Source organism: Pseudoalteromonas sp. TB64 (assembly GCF_000498095.1).
In the GTDB taxonomy this organism is placed as follows: domain Bacteria; phylum Pseudomonadota; class Gammaproteobacteria; order Enterobacterales; family Alteromonadaceae; genus Pseudoalteromonas.
Genome location: NZ_AUTQ01000270.1, coordinates 1 through 18,788 on the forward strand (window position 1 = coordinate 1; position 18,788 = coordinate 18,788).

Annotated in this window: 23 protein-coding genes; 17 read left to right on the forward strand and 6 right to left on the reverse strand. The window is 38.2% G+C overall.

Going from position 1 to position 18,788, the window contains the following annotated elements; all coding sequences use genetic code 11:
- Positions 1-822: CNNM domain-containing protein (locus L647_RS0122480; protein WP_024613002.1), on the forward strand; the 822-nt coding region annotated here is incomplete at its 5' end.
- Positions 823-855: 33 nt separating this feature from the next.
- Here L647_RS0122480 and L647_RS0122485 read toward each other — a convergent pair.
- Positions 856-2,067, reverse strand: coding sequence for an EAL domain-containing response regulator (locus tag L647_RS0122485; RefSeq protein WP_024613003.1), 1,212 nt, complete (start codon positions 2,065-2,067; stop codon positions 856-858).
- A gap of 166 nt (positions 2,068-2,233) precedes the next feature.
- Here L647_RS0122485 and L647_RS0122490 point away from each other — a divergent pair, with 166 nt between their 5' ends.
- From L647_RS0122490 to L647_RS0122500, 3 genes are all read left to right on the forward strand, one after another.
- Positions 2,234-3,250 carry a site-2 protease family protein gene (locus L647_RS0122490; RefSeq protein WP_024613004.1) on the forward strand — a complete coding sequence of 339 codons (1,017 nt, stop codon included), beginning with the start codon at positions 2,234-2,236 and terminating at the stop codon, positions 3,248-3,250.
- Positions 3,251-3,594: 344 nt separating this feature from the next.
- Positions 3,595-4,662: a potassium channel family protein gene (locus L647_RS0122495; protein ID WP_024613005.1), complete on the forward strand. Its 1,068-nt coding sequence runs from the start codon at positions 3,595-3,597 to the stop codon at positions 4,660-4,662.
- On the forward strand, positions 4,662-4,859 hold the full coding sequence (locus tag L647_RS0122500; protein ID WP_024613006.1) for a PLDc N-terminal domain-containing protein: 198 nt from the start codon (positions 4,662-4,664) through the stop codon (positions 4,857-4,859). Before L647_RS0122495 ends, L647_RS0122500 begins: the two co-directional genes overlap by 1 nt.
- Positions 4,860-4,881: 22 nt before the next feature.
- Here the strand turns inward: L647_RS0122500 and L647_RS0122505 are convergent, their stop codons facing one another.
- Together L647_RS0122505 and L647_RS0122510 are read right to left on the reverse strand one after the other, a co-directional pair.
- A complete protein-coding gene (locus L647_RS0122505; protein WP_024613007.1) occupies positions 4,882-5,913 on the reverse strand; it encodes a hypothetical protein in 1,032 nt (343 codons plus the stop codon).
- A gap of 69 nt (positions 5,914-5,982) precedes the next feature.
- On the reverse strand, positions 5,983-6,441 hold the full coding sequence (locus tag L647_RS0122510; RefSeq protein ID WP_024613008.1) for an EVE domain-containing protein: 459 nt from the start codon (positions 6,439-6,441) through the stop codon (positions 5,983-5,985).
- Between the two features lie 77 nt (positions 6,442-6,518).
- Here L647_RS0122510 and tesB point away from each other — a divergent pair, with 77 nt between their 5' ends.
- Positions 6,519-7,376, forward strand: a complete 858-nt coding sequence (gene tesB / locus L647_RS0122515) for an acyl-CoA thioesterase II (RefSeq protein WP_002957902.1) — start codon at positions 6,519-6,521, stop codon at positions 7,374-7,376.
- A gap of 21 nt (positions 7,377-7,397) precedes the next feature.
- Here the strand turns inward: tesB and plsB are convergent, their stop codons facing one another.
- The gene (plsB, locus tag L647_RS0122520) at positions 7,398-9,836 is read right to left on the reverse strand and encodes a glycerol-3-phosphate 1-O-acyltransferase PlsB (RefSeq protein ID WP_024613009.1); all 2,439 of its coding nucleotides are present in this window, start codon (positions 9,834-9,836) and stop codon (positions 7,398-7,400) included.
- Positions 9,837-10,382: 546 nt separating this feature from the next.
- Between plsB and rpsJ the strand changes: the two genes are divergently transcribed.
- The 11 genes from rpsJ to rpsQ are packed head-to-tail and all read left to right on the forward strand — an operon-like array spanning position 10,383 to position 15,346.
- Entirely contained in the window at positions 10,383-10,694 is a 312-nt protein-coding gene (gene rpsJ / locus L647_RS0122525) for a 30S ribosomal protein S10 (protein ID WP_002957900.1), read from the forward strand.
- A gap of 27 nt (positions 10,695-10,721) precedes the next feature.
- A complete protein-coding gene (rplC, locus tag L647_RS0122530) occupies positions 10,722-11,357 on the forward strand; it encodes a 50S ribosomal protein L3 (protein WP_024613010.1) in 636 nt (211 codons plus the stop codon).
- 17 nt (positions 11,358-11,374) lie between these two features.
- Positions 11,375-11,980, forward strand: coding sequence for a 50S ribosomal protein L4 (gene rplD / locus L647_RS0122535; RefSeq protein WP_002957897.1), 606 nt, complete (start codon positions 11,375-11,377; stop codon positions 11,978-11,980).
- Entirely contained in the window at positions 11,977-12,279 is a 303-nt protein-coding gene (rplW, locus tag L647_RS0122540) for a 50S ribosomal protein L23 (RefSeq protein WP_024613011.1), read from the forward strand. Before rplD ends, rplW begins: the two co-directional genes overlap by 4 nt.
- Positions 12,280-12,294: 15 nt before the next feature.
- Positions 12,295-13,119, forward strand: coding sequence for a 50S ribosomal protein L2 (gene rplB, locus L647_RS0122545; RefSeq protein WP_002957895.1), 825 nt, complete (start codon positions 12,295-12,297; stop codon positions 13,117-13,119).
- Positions 13,120-13,134: 15 nt separating this feature from the next.
- Positions 13,135-13,413 (forward strand): 30S ribosomal protein S19, encoded by a 279-nt coding sequence (rpsS, locus tag L647_RS0122550; protein ID WP_004588689.1) that lies wholly within the window; start codon positions 13,135-13,137, stop codon positions 13,411-13,413.
- A gap of 13 nt (positions 13,414-13,426) precedes the next feature.
- Positions 13,427-13,759, forward strand: a complete 333-nt coding sequence (rplV, locus tag L647_RS0122555) for a 50S ribosomal protein L22 (protein WP_002957892.1) — start codon at positions 13,427-13,429, stop codon at positions 13,757-13,759.
- 11 nt (positions 13,760-13,770) lie between these two features.
- Positions 13,771-14,472 carry a 30S ribosomal protein S3 gene (rpsC, locus tag L647_RS0122560; RefSeq protein ID WP_002957891.1) on the forward strand — a complete coding sequence of 234 codons (702 nt, stop codon included), beginning with the start codon at positions 13,771-13,773 and terminating at the stop codon, positions 14,470-14,472.
- 12 nt (positions 14,473-14,484) lie between these two features.
- Positions 14,485-14,898 (forward strand): 50S ribosomal protein L16, encoded by a 414-nt coding sequence (gene rplP / locus L647_RS0122565; RefSeq protein ID WP_002957890.1) that lies wholly within the window; start codon positions 14,485-14,487, stop codon positions 14,896-14,898.
- Positions 14,898-15,089 (forward strand): 50S ribosomal protein L29, encoded by a 192-nt coding sequence (rpmC, locus tag L647_RS0122570; protein ID WP_002957889.1) that lies wholly within the window; start codon positions 14,898-14,900, stop codon positions 15,087-15,089. Before rplP ends, rpmC begins: the two co-directional genes overlap by 1 nt.
- Positions 15,089-15,346: a 30S ribosomal protein S17 gene (gene rpsQ, locus L647_RS0122575; RefSeq protein WP_024613012.1), complete on the forward strand. Its 258-nt coding sequence runs from the start codon at positions 15,089-15,091 to the stop codon at positions 15,344-15,346. Before rpmC ends, rpsQ begins: the two co-directional genes overlap by 1 nt.
- A gap of 408 nt (positions 15,347-15,754) precedes the next feature.
- On the opposite strand, the gene L647_RS0122580 is transcribed toward rpsQ, so the two are convergent.
- Complete coding sequence (locus L647_RS0122580) at positions 15,755-16,291, reverse strand: helix-turn-helix transcriptional regulator (RefSeq protein WP_024613013.1); 537 nt, start codon at positions 16,289-16,291, stop codon at positions 15,755-15,757.
- 182 nt (positions 16,292-16,473) lie between these two features.
- Here L647_RS0122580 and L647_RS0122585 point away from each other — a divergent pair, with 182 nt between their 5' ends.
- Positions 16,474-16,938 carry a hypothetical protein gene (locus L647_RS0122585; protein ID WP_024613014.1) on the forward strand — a complete coding sequence of 155 codons (465 nt, stop codon included), beginning with the start codon at positions 16,474-16,476 and terminating at the stop codon, positions 16,936-16,938.
- 37 nt (positions 16,939-16,975) lie between these two features.
- On the opposite strand, the gene L647_RS0122590 is transcribed toward L647_RS0122585, so the two are convergent.
- The gene (locus L647_RS0122590) at positions 16,976-18,616 is read right to left on the reverse strand and encodes an endonuclease (RefSeq protein WP_024613015.1); all 1,641 of its coding nucleotides are present in this window, start codon (positions 18,614-18,616) and stop codon (positions 16,976-16,978) included.
- Positions 18,617-18,788: the final 172 nt, after the last annotated feature.

Below are 18,788 nucleotides of genomic sequence, written 5' to 3' on the forward strand. Positions count from 1 at the left end.
GATGCGGCTGTGGGTATTGCATCAGCCATTATGACGTTCCTCGTTTTAGTACTATCTGAAATTATTCCAAAAACATTAGGGGCAAATTACTGGCGAGCTTTAACGCCAAGTGTTACTTATGCTTTGCGTTTTTTAGTAATTTCACTCAAGCCATTTGTATGGTTTGCGCAGAAGCTGACAAACTTAATGGGTTCAAAACACGATGAGGCGTACTATATTCGCCAAGAAATAGAAGCAATGGCAGATATAGGCACAGAATTAGGCGCTTTGCATCAAGATGAATCAGATATTATCCGTAATCTTCTACATTTTAAGCATGCAAAATTATGCGATTTAATAACTCCCAGAACAGTTATTTTTAAAATACACAAAGATTTAACGGTAAATCAGTATTTAAATGAGCATGGCTCGTCGTCATTCTCTCGAATACTTGTATTTGATAAAGACGCCGACGATATAATAGGTTTTGTGCATAAAAACGATATTATGTTGGCATTTCATCGACTGGGTACTGACTATAAAATTAGCAAACTAATTAAACCTATTTATACGGTGCCTAGCTCTCAAAATGTATCATCGTTATTACAAACACTTTTAACAAAACGCACGCATATATGCTTAGTTGTTGATGAGTATGGCGATGTACAAGGTATTGTAACGTTAGAAGATATGATTGAAGCGCTAATGGGGTTAGAAATTGTAGATGAGCGAGATCAATCTACTAATATGCGCGCAGTAGCAAGGCAGCGTTGGCGCAAACGCTTAGCTAATAGTGAGCATATAGTTTGTGAAGAAGACAAGGCTCCCCAAGATGGTAACTAGTTAAATAACCTATGACGTTATTAAGTTCACTTTTTAAGAGGGGCTCTTGTCGGCTTTAATCCAGTCTTTGGCCCAACATATAAATTCATTTTTTGGCTTAGGGCAGCTAAATAAAAAGCCTTGAATAGCTAAATTTCTTCGATAGTGTTTTAAGTAAGCAAGCTCTTCTAGTCGCTCAACGCCTTCAGCGACTAAATCTAGATGCTCTCCGCTTGTAATATTAATTAATGAGCTAACAACTACCTGAGAGAATAAATCAGTATCTATATTACTAATGAGTGAACGGTCTATTTTTATTTCCGTAAATGGCAGGCTCTTAAGTTGATTCATATTAGTAAAACCAACACCAAAATCATCTAATGATAATCCAAATCCATGCATTCTTAACCTGTTTAAAGTTTCCAACTGAGTGAGGCTAGAAAGTGCATGTTGTTCTGTTATTTCAATAATTATATTGCTAGGTGTAAGCTTATTTTCTTCCAGTATGAGTAATAATTTATTAGGACAGTTTAAATCATCAAGTTGAATAGACGATAAGTTAAAGGCGAGTTTGAAATCGTTTCCAAGCTGTGTTTTTATATTATTAAAATCGCTAGTGGCTTTCTTAAAGAGAGAAAATGAAATTTGGTTAATTAAATCATGTTGCTCAGCAAGGCTAATAAAGCGATTTGGTGAAATAACACTCCCATCTTTATTTGAGACTATACGGGCGAGTACTTCTACGCTTTCTATTTTATTGTTGTTAACGTTTACTTTGGGCTGATAAAAAGGGGTGATTTCGTCATTCTCTAGCGCGCTGATTAGCTCCTCTTTAGAAATTGCAGGCTCTCTAATTAAAGTATGACAGTTAAATTGCGCTACTTTGGTAAGTAAGGCACTTACTTGAGATAACTGGATTGGTTTTGTTATATTGCCAATGAGGTGGGCATTATGTTGCTTAGCAAGGTTTGCTGCTAAGTTAATAACCTTATGTTCCATTTCAGAAATAATAACAATAGCACCTTGATAATGTAATGCTCCGAGGTGACGTATTAATTCCATACCATCCATATCAGGCATGTTTAGGTCTGTAAAAATAGTATCAAAGTAGTTTATATCCACTTTAACTCTTTCGAGCGCTTCTTTAGCACTAAGGCAAGTGACTATTGTTTCAGATACACCTAGTTCATTAAGCATAGCTTCCATAACAATCAAAATAGCTCTTGAGTCGTCAACGACTAAAATATTAGGTACTATTTTACTCACTCTGACCTCTTTTAATATATTGCATGTAGTTACAATAAAAGTAGTAGCTCATTGTGCATTTGTCAGTATTAAGTAAACTAATTTTAAAAATAGTTATTAAATACAGTTACTCGTGTTTTTAAGTTGATTAGGTATACTAGCGCCATTGTTTTAAACGGTCTTAATTATGATAAGAATAGATCTTACTTTAGCTGAACAACCATTTTCACTTATGGTGTCTGGGCAAAAAATTGTGCAGGTATTTCATGCACAACAAGCCATTACGTTTGATAATCCGCGTGATAACTACTATCAATTTACTTACGATAACCAAGTTATTGGTATTGATACGGAAGCAGTTAAAGAGCAAAGTATTTCGTTGTTTGTCGATGATAAATTTGCGACGCAACTTGCGTTACCTGCATCTATAAATGCTAAACCTAAAAAAGGTTTTTTAGGTTTAGCTGCATTAGGCTTTAAGCTATTTAAAAGTGCGAAGGTAATTAAAGTAGTACTTGCAGGGGCTTCTGTTGCGGGTTACGCGTGGTTGTTTAGTATTGAGTTTGCGTTAATGCTAATTGCTTGTTTAGTTGTACATGAATACGGTCATGTGCGAGCAATGAAGTATTTTGGTATAAAAACAAAGGGCATTTATCTAATCCCATTTGTTGGCGGGCTTGCTGTAAGCGATGACAAAATAACGACTCGTTGGCAAGATGTTGTTATATCACTAATGGGACCTGCATTTGGTTTAATTACCTCGGTATTAGGTGTGGTTTTGTATTACGCCACCGAGATGGAAATATTTGCAGGTGTTGCGGTTCTTAGTGCATTACTGAATTTGTTTAACTTGCTACCTATTTTACCGCTTGATGGTGGGCATGTATTAAAAAGTATCAGCTTTTCAATGCGTTCATGGATTGGCTTAAGCGTATGCTTGCTAGGTGTGCTATTTGGTTTATGGTTAAGTTACACGTTTGGCTTAACGTTACTGGTGTTCTTTTTGTTTGTAGGCACGCTAGAAATTGTTTTTGAATGGCGAGGTCGCCACTACTCCCATTTAATGCCTCTTGATAAATATGGGCAGTGTTTCTCAGCAGTTATGTACGCCTTAGTTGTTGCAGGGCATATAGCCGTAATGATGCATTTTGCAGATTCAGAAAACCCAATATTAAGTTTACCTATGACTATTTTATCAAGTTAAATAAATGCGGGAAGTAATATTATTTATAGCCCGCTAAAATGAGTAAAAGTTTAATATTCATTATAAAAATACTCTTGTTATAAAAAGCTGTAACACATAAAACCTCATCGTATTCTCATTCCCCAATGTCTGTTACGGGCATTGGTGGTAATACCCACAGTGTTAAGTTATCCAAGTTGACTGCAGTAAAATATTTAAGGTGAGTATGTTTAATAATATTATTAGCAAATAGCATTTAGTTTTATTTAAATAACCCCTTATTGCCAGTGGCTTAAACATTGCTTAAAAGTATTGCTTACAGTAACGTACTGTTTATAGATAATTTACTAACAAAGATTCGTATTATGCCGTTGATATTTAAAAGGCTAGCGTTACTTCTTCGAGCTCACGTCGATCAATTAAGTTGGCAAGCAGTGGCATTAGCTATTTTGACTCATATGCTATTAACGTGGATATTGTTATATATAGCAAATGAGCAAGCACTCACTTCGCTTACCACCTTTTTCTACTATTACACAGTAACTACATCAACAGTGGGTTATGGGGATTTTAGTCCTATTACAGATCTTGGTCGTTGGGTGGTTGCATTAGTACAAATTCCATTTGGTTTAGCTTTATTTGGTGTTCTGCTGGGAAAAGCAGGGCAAACAGTTACTTACTTAATTAGGCGCGTTATGACTGGTGATAAAAACTTTGCTCATAGTAACAATCACATTATTATTTTTGGTTGGCACGATACTAGAACAAAAAAAATGATTGATTACATTCTTGCTGATACAAAGCGAACTGACCGCCGGATTTTACTTGCGGTAACTGAGCAAATGGATCACCCTTTTTTAACGAATGAAAGTGTCGATTTTGCACGTTTAACAAGCTTTACAAACTTAAGTGAGCTAGAGCGTGTGGCTATTCGTCGTGCCGATAAGGTTATTATTGATGGTCAAGACGACGATCAAACATTTACTACAGCACTGCGTATTAGCCGCTTAGTAAAAGAAGAGTGTCATATAAGTGCTCATTTTTTAGATGAAACCAAAGTAGATATGCTATTAGAGCATTGTCAAAATGTAGAATGTAGCAGCGCTAAATCAGCAGAAATATTGGTGCGTTCAATGCAGGATCCTGGGTCTAGCCGTGTACAAGAAGAGTTACTTTCAACACTTCATGGCGATACCCAATTTAGTTTAGAAATTCCTAAAGATACCAATGAAATGAATTTTGGTACTTTGTTTCATCATTTTAAGCAACATCACGATGCAATATTACTAGGTGTAGCTCATGACTTAAGTGCACAAAATATGGATTTAAATCCGGCGCTTGATTACAAAATAAATGCAGGTGATATTTTGCATTATATTTCGGTTGAACGCGTACTAAAAAATGAAGTTGATTGGGAAAGCTTAGTTAAATAATGAATGAAGTTGTATTTTTAATAATAGTATTAAGTGCGTACATTTTACCTGTTGTTATTGTACTTAATAATAAAAGAACTCAGGGCCACGAAAAAAATGGCTGGTTAATTGGCATTATTTTTTTTTCGTGGCTGGGATTGTTTTTATATTTTTTAATTGTGCCAAAACATGGACACAAAAAGAAAAAGAGAAAATAGCGTACTACTTTCTCCTGTATACCTATTCTAATTGCTTTAACTTATGCTCTATTAGCGGATCGCCTGGAACAAGCTTTTGGGCAACTTCAAGCAGTTGAATTGCATCAGCAGGGTGTTCATCTTGGTGCTTAAGTGCAACATCTATGAGTGGTTGAATATCTATTTTTTTTTGATGTTCTTGTATATGTACTTTCTTTTCATCAATAAGAATATTATGTGCTTTGCTGAGTAACTCTTTTCGATGCACTGAATTTGTATTGGCTTTATTGAGTCGTTTGTAATAATCCTCTTTAAACCGCAAGGTTTTAGTTTGCAGACGAAACTGCGCAATATCAATTTGCTGATGCTGAATAAAATCGACAGCTACTTGCTTATAGAATCCAAACTTATTCAAATATGTGGCATGTGTGCCATGTCCCATACCAAATACTCGTAAGTGAGTTAACTGCTTATAGCGCTTGGCGTGCATTCGGTCTATACGATTAGTAGGATCGTAAATAATATAGCCTTGGGCATCTCCTAAATCTAGATCGTGATAATCTTGTTGCCAGTCAAACTGCTGAGCTATATCGGTACTAGAGCGATCATCCCATGATACTAATTCTTTATTTTTAGTACTTACCGGATGAAAGAATAGTACTTGGTTTAGTTTTAATAGTTTAGCAAAAGCGCCAACAGCAAATCCGCCACGGCTTAAGCCATAGCCTAATCGACAATTAAACGGCGTAAGTAATGTTGATAATTGCTCGAGAAAAAAGATTAAATTACGATTACGAAACCAATTACTTTTACCTAAATGCTGAAAAGCGATTACGTTTACGTTTTGTTTTTGAGCCAAGTGATAACCCCATGGTGCAAAATCAGGGTGAAGATCTTGCTCTTGCACGTTAGTGCCTGCGGGTGAAAAGGTAAAAAGCAGGGGCTTATTAACGTCAACAAAATCATACTTAACAAATACATCGCCGAGTAAATCACTACCCGTCATGGGTAATCGAGTTTGTTGCTCATTGCGCGGGAGAGTTAACCATTCATCTAACCAATACAGTAATTTCATTAATCCTCCAGCTATAAGTCAGCATAGATCATATCAAACTCAATGAAATTAGGTCAAACCGAGAGGGTGTTACTGCGCCATTTTGATTATTTCATCCCAGTCATTTTTAGTAACAGGCATTATTGATAGTCGTCCGCCTTTTTTAAGTGCGATTTCAGTAATATTATTATTGGCTTTAATATCTTTAAGGCTAATTAATTTTTTTAAATGGCTTTGGTAAGTAACCTCAACAACAACCCAGCGTGGTTTGTCGCTGGTGGCTTTTGCATCGTAATAGTCGCTACTTAAATCAAACTGAGTAGGATCTGGGTAGGCTTCTTTTGTAACCTCGGCAATACCCGCTACACCTACGTGTTTACAGCTTGAATGATAAATCATCACTGAATCACCGAGCTTAACGCCATCACGCATGAAGTTTCGCGCTTGGTAATTACGCACGCCTTCCCAAAGAGTCGTTTGTTTTGGTGCGTTTTTTAAATCATCTAATGAAAATGCATCGGGTTCAGTTTTAAATAGCCAGTAAGCCATAACAGTATTCCTAACAAATATTTACTTCCCACTATTGTATAGTATCATTTGGATACTAGGGTAATGAGGAAGAAGTAATGAGCCAAGTATTAGATGATTTATTGTCGTTGTTAACACTTGAAGAAATTGAGCAAGGTTTATATCGAGGACAAAGCCAAGATTTAGGCTTTGGTGCTGTGTTTGGCGGTCAAGTTATGGGGCAGGCGCTTTCTGCCGCTAAAGAAACTCTACCTGAGGGGCGTATAGTTCATTCATTACATTCTTACTTTTTACGCCCAGGCGATCCAGCTAAACCGATTGTTTATGATGTCGAAACTATTCGCGATGGAAAGAGCTTTAGTACTCGCCGAGTAAAAGCGATTCAGTACGGTAAGCCAATCTTTTATATGACAGCGTCATTCCAAGGTGAAGAAAATGGTTTGTCGCATCAAGCAACAATGCCTGATGTACCCGCACCTGAAGAGTTACGCTCATCACTTGAGTTTTATCAAGATAACGCTTCGCATATCCCTGAAGTCATCCGTAATAAGTTTACGCGTGAAATGCCAATTGAAATGCGACCAGTTACTTTTCATAACCCGTTTAAACCAGAAGTTATGGAGCCGGTAAAGCATATTTGGTTTAAAGCTAATGGTGAAATGCCAGACGATCAGCGCATCCACAATTACTTATTAGCGTATGCCTCTGATTTTGAGTTTTTACCAACAGCATTGCAGCCTCATGGTGTATCGTTTATGCAGCCAAATATGCAAGTAGCTACTATTGATCATGCAATGTGGTTTCATCGCCCATTTAGAATGGATGATTGGATTTTGTATTCAATTGATAGTCCAAGTGCGAGTAATGGGTGTGGTTTGGTACGCGGGCAGTTTTTTGATCGCCAAGGCAACTTGGTTGCCTCAACAATGCAAGAAGGGGTTATGCGTCAGCGCTAACCTCCTTCTATAGATATATTACTAGTTACACTGATCTTGTACTATATCGCTGATTGACTGCCAGACGCGTGCTGGCAGTAATGTTTTAAGGTGTGCGTAGGTTTCGCAAAGTTGTGTACTGCCTACAAAGCCTTTATCACCCTCTGTTATTAACGACTCGCCACGTAAGTTTTCGATAAAACTAACAAGTACTTTTTTATCAAAAAACTCAGGTGTTTTAATGCCATGCAGTGTGCCTAAACGCTGTGCAAGCACTTGGCTCTCTCGTTCTAATTCTGCTTTTTCAATGCCATCACTTGTTTGAATAAAACCAATCACAATAGCGTAACGTTGTAGAGTAAAACTAAGTGCTCGTCCAAGCATTTCTAGCTTAGCTAAGCAGTCATTACTGTTCGTTATATGAATGTTATCGCCATCAAACTCAATTAAATTTTGATCAGCAAAGTTAGCTAAAATACGCGTTATATAGTTTTCATCAAGAGGCTGTAAATACCATTCTTTAGCAAACAACGGATAAAACGTTTTTACAAGTTGCTGGCATTGATCAATAGTTGTGCTGTGTTGCTTAAATAGATGTAGTGCAATTAAGCTTGGTACTGCAAACAAGTGCAAAATATTGTTTCGGTAATAATTAAACAGTACTTTTTCTTTATCGCTAATTGTAATAATTTCGCCAAATTCATCACTTATAACTTCAAACTTATTAAGCTTTAATGCATGCGTTAGTAATTGCTCTGGTGTTTCGTCTGGAGCGGTTACTTTATCGCTATAGCTTGCATCGCGTTGTAAGCGCAGATAAAAATCAAGTTGTGCTAATAGCTTTGGTTTACTCAATGCTTGTTTATCGTTAACAAGCAATATCATCGCAAGTAAATTAACTGCATTAAGCGCCGCAGCATTATTAATTTTAACCATTACTTGGTCGGCAAGTTTAGTTACTTGTGAGGCTAACCATTGTGGTTTTTGCACGTCAGTAGGGTGTATTGAATCACGCCAATCAGGTTGGTTATCGTTTAGGTATTGGTTAATTGAGATTGGATCACCAAAGTTTAAGTTACCACGACCGTAGTTTTTAAGGTTTTTAATTGCCTTAAAAATACCAAATATAGATTCGCCTTTTTTATCTTTTCCATCCAGCTCTTTAAGATAGGTGTTAATTTCCATTACGTGTTCGTAGCCAATGTACACAGGAACAATCGATATTGGACGGTCTATTCCGCGTAGCATTGCTTGTAAGGTCATTGATAGCATACCCGTTTTAGGTGGAAGCAAGCGACCAGTTCGGCTTCGACCACCTTCTGTATAAAACTTAACAGAATAACCTTTAATAAATAACTGGCTTAAGTATTCCTTGAATATGGCTGAGTAAAGTTTATTACCAGCAAACGAACGACGAATAAAAAACGCACCTGAGCGTCTAAATATGCCGCCGGCGGGGAAAAAGTTAAGATTTATACCCGCAGCTATATGTGGCGGTACTAAACCTAAGTGGTAAATAGAGTAGGTAAGCAGTAAGTAATCCATATGGCTGCGATGACAAGGCATATAAATAATTTCATGACCTTTATCAGTTAATTCATGAATTTGTTCTGCGTGCTTAATATCAATACCGTTATAGAGCTTATTCCACAACCAAGTTAAAAATCTTTCGGCTACTCGTATCATTGCCTCAGAGTAATTAGCAGCTATTTCGTTAAGTAGTTTAAGCGCATTTTGTCGTGCTTGTTCTTGAGTAATATTTTTAGATTGAACTTCATCTTGAATTGCTTTTTTTATTGTAGGTGAGGCCAATAAAGAGTTAAATAACTGCTCGCGTGATGGCATTTTAGGACCAGTCGCAGCAAGCTTTTGGCGTTTAAAGTGAACTAATGCCACACGCAGTAACTTATGAGGTAGTTCGCTAACATCTACCTTTTCATTCACCAAAAGTGATAAGTCCAGTGGTTGGCTAAAGCGAATAAAGTTATCACGACCTGAAAACAAGACGACGAAAATTTTTCTAAACCAGCTTGGTGTTAGTGAATGTGTAATTAAAGTGTGTATACCCGGCTTTTCTTTACCTGGATTACGACCCCACAAAATAGTAACTGGCACTACTTGTACGTTTTGCTGACCACTTTTAACTAAATACTCAATAATTTGCTTACCCTGAGCCAATGCCGTAGTTGGTTTCGCTTCATCACCAAATAGTGGCGGTGGGTTTTTTATACCAATAAAACGCTCAAGTTGTTGATAACCTAAAATTTGCTGATCGGTTGGGCTTGGTAATCCATGCTTTTTACACACGTTATTGAGTGCGGCTAAATCAAAGCGAGAATTTAAGCGTACGATATAAAAAGTAGGGTATTCTGGATTTAGCTTATACTGTTCAATCGGGTTTTCTGGAAGGACCTTACTTTTTACTAGTAAGCGACTTACTCCTGCAGAAATAACATTTAAACAATAATTAAAAATACGCATCGACTCACCATATAGAGGGTATTAAAAGCAAAATTAGCATAATAGGATACCATATATCTAAAAAATCCTTTAGTTTGCCTAGGACGTGTTTACCTTTTGAGGTTGAATTTGCAGCAGTATGTTTATTTTTTAGTTAGAACTAGGCCTTATACAGTGTAGTTTTCCCTATAAATAGGTGATAACGACTTACAAATACCAAACACGCGCTAGCTACACCATAAAGAACTTATTATTAGTTAATTAGGGTATTGGTTTCATCTTAGCTATTAAGTTTTAGTTGGTAGCTAATACTAACCAAACAGTGCCTTATCAGATTATTCTCAAATAGCTGTTGCATTTATCGCCAATACCTCTATAATACGCAGGCTTTCTAAATTCCCTAGGGGATTGGAGAGGATAAATTAAGCTTGGATTTCAAGCTAATAAACAGGAGTTCCGATTTGGAACTCAACGTAGATATAATTAAGCAGCCGGCATCTTAAGTTTTAAGATTGTTCCGGACGTTTTTTTATGCTCTTTTAAATGCTCTTTATATTGAGGTTAAGAATGTCAAATCAACGCATTCGTATTCGCCTAAAAGCTTTTGACCACCGTTTGATTGACCAATCAACGGCAGAAATCGTGGAAACTGCGAAACGCACTGGCGCACAAGTACGTGGACCAATTCCACTACCTACACGCTTTGAACGTTTTACTGTACTAACTTCACCGCACGTTAATAAAGATGCGCGTGATCAGTACGAGATCCGCACCCATAAACGTCTGATTGACATCGTAGAACCAACTGACAAGACTGTTGACGCTCTTATGCGTTTAGATCTTGCTGCTGGTGTTGATGTTCAAATCAGCCTGGGTTAATCGAAAGATTAGAGAGGTTTTAGGAAAATGGCATTAGGTCTAGTCGGTCGTAAAGTGGGTATGACACGAATCTTCACTGAAGATGGTGTATCTATCCCTGTGACAGTTATTGAAGCGACACCTAACCGCATTGCTCAGATCAAATCTGACGCAACAGACGGTTATAACGCGCTTCAAGTAACCGCAGGCACTAAAAAAGCAAGTCGTGTAAACAAAGCTAAAGCGGGTCATTTCGCTAAAGCTGGTGTTGAAGCGGGTCGCGGTCTGTGGGAATTCCGCCTTAACGGTGGTGAAGGCGATTTTGAAGTAGGCTCTGAGCTTACTGTTGAATTATTCAACGAAATCAACAAGGTTGACGTAACCGGTACTTCTAAAGGTAAAGGTTTCCAAGGTGGTGTTAAGCGCTGGAATTTCAGCATGCAAGACGCTACACATGGTAACTCTCTATCTCACCGTGCTCCTGGTTCAATCGGTCAAAACCAATCACCTGGTAAGGTGTTTAAAGGTAAGAAAATGGCCGGTCATATGGGTGCTGAGCGTGTAACGACTCAAAACTTAGAACTAGTTCGCGTTGACGCTGAGCGTAATTTGCTTTTAGTTAAGGGTGCAGTACCTGGAGCTATTGGCGGTGACGTTATCGTTAAACCAGCTGTTAAAGCATAAGTCCTGGAGATTTAGTGATGGAATTAGCAATTAAAGACGCTTCTGGCGGTCTTGAAGTTTCTGAAGCTACTTTTGGACGTGAGTTTAACGAAGCATTAGTACACCAAGTAGTTGTTGCATACGCAGCAGGTGCTCGTCAAGGTACTCGTGCTCAGAAGACACGTTCTGAAGTAAGCGGTGGTGGTAAAAAACCATGGGCTCAAAAAGGTACTGGCCGTGCACGTGCCGGTACAATCCGTAGCCCAATTTGGCGTTCAGGTGGCGTTAGCTTTGCAGCTAAACCACAAGACCACAGCCAAAAAGTAAACCGTAAAATGTACCGTGGTGCGATTAAAAGCATCTTATCTGAATTAGTTCGTCAAGAGCGTTTAATCGTTGTTGAAAGTTTTGCTCTAGCAGCACCAAAAACTAAAGAACTAGTTGCTAAGCTTAAAGAACTTGAGCTTAAAGATGTTCTTATCGTGACTGAAGAAGTAGATGAAAATCTTTTCTTATCGGCACGTAACCTTTATAAGGTTGACACGCGTGATGTAGCTGGTATCGATCCTGTAAGCTTAATTGCTTTCGACAAGGTACTTATTACAGCCGCTGCTGTTAAGCAACTTGAGGAGGCGCTAGCATGATCCGCGAAGAACGTCTTTTAAAAGTGATCGTTGCTCCACATATCTCTGAAAAAAGCACAATTGCAGCTGAAGAAAACAATACTATTGTTTTTAAAGTAGCAAATGACGCAACTAAAGCTGAAGTTAAAGTAGCAGTTGAGAAGCTTTTTGAAGTAGAAGTAACGGGTGTTCGCACACTTAATGTTAAGGGTAAAACAAAACGTACTGGCGCACGTTTCGGTCGTCGTAACGACTGGAAAAAAGCTTACGTTACTCTTAAAGAAGGTAGTGAACTAGACTTTGTCGGCGGCGCCGAGTAATAAGGGGATAGAATTATGGCACTTCAAAAGTGTAAGCCTACTTCTGCGGGCCGTCGTCACCTAGTTAAAGTGGTTAACTCTGATCTACATAAGGGTAAGCCATACGCACCACTTTTAGAGAAAAACTCTAAATCAGGTGGTCGTAATAACAATGGTCGTATTACGGTTCGTCATATCGGTGGTGGTCATAAGCAACATTACCGTTTAATCGATTTTAAACGTACTAAAGATGGCATTCCAGCCACTGTTGAACGTTTAGAATACGATCCAAATCGTAGCGCAAACATCGCTCTTGTATTATATGCAGACGGTGAGCGTCGTTACATTATCGCACCTAAAGGCTTAAAAGCTGGCGATGCAATCCAGTCTGGTGTTGATGCACCAATCAAACCTGGTAATGCATTACCAATGCGTAATATGCCTGTAGGTTCGACTGTTCACAACGTAGAATTAAAACCAGGTAAAGGTGCTCAAATCGCACGTTCTGCTGGTGCATACGTTCAAATCCTTGCTCGTGATGGTCAATATGTAACATTACGTCTTCGTTCAGGCGAAGTTCGTAAAGTTGAATCTGATTGTCGTGCGACTCTAGGTGAAGTAGGCAATGCTGAGCATATGCTTCGTTCACTTGGTAAAGCAGGTGCAAATCGCTGGCGTGGTATTCGTCCGACAGTTCGTGGTGTTGCCATGAACCCGGTAGATCACCCACACGGTGGTGGTGAAGGTCGTACATCTGGTGGTCGTCATCCTGTGTCTCCATGGGGTAAACCGACTAAAGGTGCGAAGACGCGTAAGAACAAGCGTACGGATAAATTTATAGTACGTCGTCGTACTAAGTAATATTGAGGAATAGCCATGCCACGCTCTCTCAAGAAGGGTCCTTTTATAGACCTACACTTGCTGAAGAAGGTAGAGAAAGCTTTGGAAAGCGGTGAGAAAAAGCCAATTAAAACTTGGAGCCGTCGTTCAATGATCATACCTAACATGATCGGATTGACCATTGCTGTCCATAATGGTCGCCAGCACGTACCAGTTTTCGTTTCTGACGAAATGATCGGTCACAAACTAGGTGAATTTGCACCAACTCGCACTTACCGTGGCCATGCTGCGGATAAGAAAGCGAAGAAACGATAAGAGGGGAAGATAAATGCAAGCATTAGCTAAACATAAATTCGCCTCTGGTTCGGCGCAAAAAGCACGTCTAGTTGCAGATCAGATCCGCGGGTTACCTGTAGATCGCGCACTAGAAATCCTGGCGTACAGCCCGAAAAAAGCGGCTGTATTAGTTAAGAAAGTACTTGAGTCTGCTATTGCTAACGCAGAGCATAACGAAGGTGCTGACATTGATGAGCTACGCATAACAACGATTTTTGTGGACGATGGTCCAACAATGAAACGTATTATGCCTCGTGCTAAAGGACGCGCAGACCGCATCCTTAAGCGTACAAGCCATATCACTGTTATGGTTTCAGATAGCTAGGAGTATAAGTAATGGGACAAAAAGTTCATCCTACTGGTATTCGCCTAGGTATATCTAAACCTTGGGTTTCTACCTGGTACGCGAGTTCAAAAGATTTCTCTGCACAGCTTTTTGGCGATCACAAAGTACGTACATTCCTTACAAAGGAATTGAAAACGGCTTCTGTGTCTAAAATCGTTATTGAGCGTCCAGCAAAATCAATCCGTGTAACAATTCATACGGCTCGTCCGGGTGTTGTTATCGGTAAAAAAGGCGAAGACGTAGAAAAATTACGTCAAGCGGTAACTAAAATCGCTGGTGTACCTGCTCAGATTAATATCTCTGAAGTACGTAAACCAGAACTAGATGCACAACTAGTAGCAGACGGCATTGCCTCTCAACTAGAACGTCGTGTTATGTTCCGTCGCGCTATGAAGCGTTCGGTACAAAATGCAATGCGCATCGGTTCTAAAGGGATTAAAGTTGAAGTTAGCGGTCGTCTTGGCGGCGCAGAAATCGCACGTTCAGAATGGTATCGTGAAGGTCGTGTACCTCTACATACTCTTCGTGCTGATATCGATTACGCAACTTCTGAAGCCTTAACCACTTATGGTATCATTGGTGTTAAAGTTTGGATCTTCAAAGGCGAAGTTATTGGTGGTTTACCACTAGTACAAGAGCAAGAGAAGCCAGCTAAACGCGCACCAAAGAAAGCCAAGAAAAGTGCTAAGTAGAGGTAGCGAGTAATGTTACAGCCAAAACGTACAAAATTCCGTAAAATGCACAAAGGCCGCAACCGCGGTTTAGCGCAAAACGGTAACAAAGTAAGCTTCGGTACTTTCGGATTGAAAGCTACTGGCCGTGGCCGCATGACTGCTCGTCAAATCGAAGCAGCTCGTCGTGCTATGACGCGTCACGTGAAACGTCAAGGTAAAATCTGGATTCGTGTCTTCCCTGACAAACCGATTACAGAAAAACCTCTTGAAGTTCGTATGGGTAAAGGTAAAGGTTCTGTTGAATATTGGGTTGCTGAAATTCAGCCTGGTAAAGTACTTTACGAAATGGAAGGTGTTTCAGAAGAGCTTGCTCGTGAAGCGTTTGACCTTGCAGCTCGTAAACTGCCATTCAAAACAACTTTCGTAACTCGGACGGTAATGTGATGAAAGCAAGCGAACTAAAAGATAAAAGCGTAGAAGAGCTTAATGCTGAACTTCTAGGACTACTTCGTGAGCAATTTAATATGCGCATGCAAGCTAGTACTGGTCAGTTAGCTCAGACACACACGCTAAGAACAGTACGCCGCGATATCGCGCGTGTAAAAACAGTTATTAACCAGAAGGCAGGTCAATAATGAGCGATAAAATTCGTACTCTTCAAGGCCGTGTAATTAGCGACAAGATGCAAAAGTCTTTCACTATTGGTATCGAACGTTATGTGAAGCACCCAATTTATGGGAAATTCATCCGACGTACTACTAAGTTACACGTACATGACGAAAATAACACAGCAAAAGCGGGTGACGTTGTTACTATCCGTGAATGCGCACCAATTTCTAAGAATAAATCTTGGACATTAGTAGACGTTATTTCTAGTCCAAAACAAGCTTAATTTTTTAATTAAGTTAGTTTTGTAAAAAAGCCCCGGCATTAGCTGGGGCTTTTTGTTTTTCTAGAATGATAGTTTGATAGAAAAGTTTATTTGAGCTAAAGCATTTGAGTTAACGTTAAGCACTAAGATTTAGTACTGCGGTTTAGATTGGATATTACTAATACCAACACGCTAAAATATTTTTACAATTTAGCGTATCAAATTATTCTTCAATATCGTTTTTAATATTCATTGAAAAAACTAAATACAAAATTTGCTTAGTCAGAGCGCAGTTTTATTGTTGCTAAATAGCTCTCATACTTAAGTAAATAGGTATAAAGCAGTTTTAAAAAGCAGCGAGTACTAGGTATTTATAAACGTTAATTATAAGAAGAAATAGCTCAGTAGGTTTAGAGTATAGACTTATGCTTATTTTTCTTTATTTAGCCAAGGTTTATTTATGAGCATACTTATTAATAGCGCGCCAAAAATAAATACAGCAGAGAATACCAGTAAAATACGGTTTTCTAATCGGCTAATATCACGTTGACCAATGATTTCGTATACCACATCGCCCTCTATATATTTTTCGCCTTTATAGGTTTCTATAACATTTATAGCCCAAAACTCTCCATGTTTTGCTTGATAAGTAAAATATGTTTCAGAGTAAAAAATATTAAAACTAGCGCATAACCACATGAAAATACCTAGAGTAAGAAGAAAAGCAATCAACCACTTAAGCTTATTATTAGGCGTATTTTGCTCTGTTTTAATTGGGATAAATTGCTCAAAAGAAACTTCATAACATATGCTTAATTTTTCAAGTACACCGAGGGAGGGAATGAACTGCCCATTTTCGAGTTTTGACAGGTATGATTGCTGAATACCTATCTCACGAGCTGCAAACGCTTGAGTCCATTTTTTGTTTGCTCTGAGGCGCTTTAATTCCATTCCTAAAGACAACATGTTTCCATACTCTAATTATTTACTCACCGCTTTATTATCGCTAAAAATAACGTTTTTAAATAGTCTATAACGTTATATTCATGCCTATGAATCTAAAGAATATCATGAATATTAATGAGTTATATATTAATTAGGTGTTTTTTAGTTATGCTAGGCATACTAATTAATAAAGGAGTATTTCAATGAAAAAGTATTTTTATCACACTGTCGTGTTTATTAGCCTGGTGCTTTTACCTCACACGAGCTTTGCAGAGCCTGTACTGGCAATTAAAGCGACTATTTATAAATTACAAAATAAGATCACCATTGATAGTCAAATAGATGAAACGTTAAAAAAGCTACAACCCACTCATCAGCCACAGTTACTAGCCAGTTTAAATAAAAATGCATTAATAGAAATAGGTGATGAGACACAGCTAACTGCGCTTGAAGTTAAATCAAATGAGGATGGGAGTTACTTTAATGCCAGTATGAAACTAAAAGAAAAAGTAGATGGACAATGGGAATCAATTTCATCGTTTATGCCTCATATTCCAGATGGTCAAACGGTGTATTTTAGTCGTACATTTACAGATAGTGTGTGGGTAATTAAATTAACAGGGAAGCGTTATGAGTCTATTGCGCTTGGTCAAGCGAGCTTCAAGTAGCCCCAGCATAGGCTGAGGCTTTTTTTGATACTTGTTATTACCAAATCATCTCTACAAATTCAGGGTGGTCGATATATGGGTTACGATTACCTTGAAATTCAAATGCTGCTTGGTTTCGGTCTAATTCCATTTGGCTAACTGGATCACTGTTGTGCCAGTTAAGTAGCATAGCTACAACCCAACTTTCAAATACTTGGTTACTTGAACCGTTAAGTACTGCGTTGCTTGAGGTTGTTATATTTTGCCAATTACCAATTACATTTTCGTAGCGTGTTGCCATGTAAAAATAAGCACGTGCAAAGTCACCTTTAAATTCATCAATTGGTTCAAATACAGTACCTGAGTAATTCAATGAACTTGCAGCTGAGCCTAATTTACTACCGTTAGTAGATGTAAATGATGCACTTGATACTTCTCCGAATGGAAAGTTACTACGTTTTGAGTTTACATAACCATCAGTTGCGTAAATATGATGAACATCTGAATTCATTGGCTCTATAGTGCCACCAAACCAGCTTTTAGGAAATGAATGCTCACGGTTATAACAATCGGCTTCACTGTTATAAGTACCACATTGGTCGCTCACCGCAGTATAATTATAGCTGTCTGATCCATTTGGTTTTTCGCTATACATATCTAAAATACTATTATCGTTTTCAAAGTATTTATCACGTGCTGATGAATCGTAAAAATTCCAAATAGCTGAATAGCCCTGCGAATTATGATCTTTAATTATATTATAAAGTTCAGTTTTTAAAGTGTACCCAGTTAAGCCCTGTGTTGTTACATAGTAGCCAGTCGGTGTAGGGTTTGTTCCGCCGCCAGAACCATCATCAGGATCTCCATTCGAATTGCCAAGCTCAAACGCAGTACTATCTGTATTAGTAAAGCTGCCACCGTTAATAAGCGTTGTTTGGTCTTGTGTTAATGCGTAGCTACCATTACCTGTTGAGCAACACATACCATCGCCATAGCTGTCACTAATAACAAGAGTATATGAACCATCAGCTAAGCATATTTGTTCATCATACTGAGTGTTTGATGCATAATTACCGCCATTGGCAATTGTGCTGCTTTGGCTATTATTAATAGACCAGCTAGTTTCGCTACCGTAATTATCGGTATTAAGCGTTAAGGTAAGGCTATTGTCGGCACAGCTTGTTGATGAGCCGCCATCTGTGTTTGGTAAAAAATTATCAACGTATACAGTTTCATTGCCATCAAATCCGCTTATATCGTAAAAGCGCAAGCCCACATTAATTGTTTTACTACTGCTTGGCACATAGCTGTAGCTGATTGTTTGCCATTGATTTGTTTGAGCTTCGTTCGAATAGCCTTGGTAACCATCTACATATAAACGTGCTTTAATTTTCCCTTCAGTATGATAAACATCAGCTGAAAAATTATAGGTTTTACCTGCTTCTACATTTATCTGTTGTAATAAATCAGTATTACTTTGTGAGCCTGTTGTTACGTTAACCGCTGCAGAGCTATTGCCACTTTTAACTATTAAGGTAGAAGAGGACAGTGTAATGCCATTATCAATAATGTCCCACGACACTGGTGTATTACCAGACCATTGTTCAAAATCGCCATTAATAACATTTGCCATTGCTGGTAAAGATCCTAGCAACAATAAAGTACTAAGCAGTTTGTTTTTATATGCACCGTGTGACATGTTTGTTCCTATTTTTATGTTGAATAAATAATATACATTACATTAGCTAGGTTACAAAATTGTTAATTATGATTTTGATATTATGCAATAATCTTCCTTTAAACTGTTTTTGAAGGTATTTTTATAAATTAATAACTAAATGGAATAACAAAGCAGATTCTATTCTTTTTTT

Coding starts and splice junctions, on each gene's coding strand:
- L647_RS0122490 (WP_024613004.1), top strand. CDS start 2,234: ATGATAAGAATAGATCTTACTTTAGCTGAACAACCATTTTCACTTATG.
- L647_RS0122495 (WP_024613005.1), top strand. CDS start 3,595: ATGCCGTTGATATTTAAAAGGCTAGCGTTACTTCTTCGAGCTCACGTC.
- L647_RS0122500 (WP_024613006.1), top strand. CDS start 4,662: ATGAATGAAGTTGTATTTTTAATAATAGTATTAAGTGCGTACATTTTA.
- L647_RS0122505 (WP_024613007.1), bottom strand. CDS start 5,913: ATGAAATTACTGTATTGGTTAGATGAATGGTTAACTCTCCCGCGCAAT.
- L647_RS0122510 (WP_024613008.1), bottom strand. CDS start 6,441: ATGGCTTACTGGCTATTTAAAACTGAACCCGATGCATTTTCATTAGAT.
- tesB (WP_002957902.1), top strand. CDS start 6,519: ATGAGCCAAGTATTAGATGATTTATTGTCGTTGTTAACACTTGAAGAA.
- plsB (WP_024613009.1), bottom strand. CDS start 9,836: ATGCGTATTTTTAATTATTGTTTAAATGTTATTTCTGCAGGAGTAAGT.
- rpsJ (WP_002957900.1), top strand. CDS start 10,383: ATGTCAAATCAACGCATTCGTATTCGCCTAAAAGCTTTTGACCACCGT.
- rplC (WP_024613010.1), top strand. CDS start 10,722: ATGGCATTAGGTCTAGTCGGTCGTAAAGTGGGTATGACACGAATCTTC.
- rplD (WP_002957897.1), top strand. CDS start 11,375: ATGGAATTAGCAATTAAAGACGCTTCTGGCGGTCTTGAAGTTTCTGAA.
- rplW (WP_024613011.1), top strand. CDS start 11,977: ATGATCCGCGAAGAACGTCTTTTAAAAGTGATCGTTGCTCCACATATC.
- rplB (WP_002957895.1), top strand. CDS start 12,295: ATGGCACTTCAAAAGTGTAAGCCTACTTCTGCGGGCCGTCGTCACCTA.
- rpsS (WP_004588689.1), top strand. CDS start 13,135: ATGCCACGCTCTCTCAAGAAGGGTCCTTTTATAGACCTACACTTGCTG.
- rplV (WP_002957892.1), top strand. CDS start 13,427: ATGCAAGCATTAGCTAAACATAAATTCGCCTCTGGTTCGGCGCAAAAA.
- rpsC (WP_002957891.1), top strand. CDS start 13,771: ATGGGACAAAAAGTTCATCCTACTGGTATTCGCCTAGGTATATCTAAA.
- rplP (WP_002957890.1), top strand. CDS start 14,485: ATGTTACAGCCAAAACGTACAAAATTCCGTAAAATGCACAAAGGCCGC.
- rpmC (WP_002957889.1), top strand. CDS start 14,898: ATGAAAGCAAGCGAACTAAAAGATAAAAGCGTAGAAGAGCTTAATGCT.
- rpsQ (WP_024613012.1), top strand. CDS start 15,089: ATGAGCGATAAAATTCGTACTCTTCAAGGCCGTGTAATTAGCGACAAG.
- L647_RS0122580 (WP_024613013.1), bottom strand. CDS start 16,291: ATGTTGTCTTTAGGAATGGAATTAAAGCGCCTCAGAGCAAACAAAAAA.
- L647_RS0122585 (WP_024613014.1), top strand. CDS start 16,474: ATGAAAAAGTATTTTTATCACACTGTCGTGTTTATTAGCCTGGTGCTT.
- L647_RS0122590 (WP_024613015.1), bottom strand. CDS start 18,616: ATGTCACACGGTGCATATAAAAACAAACTGCTTAGTACTTTATTGTTG.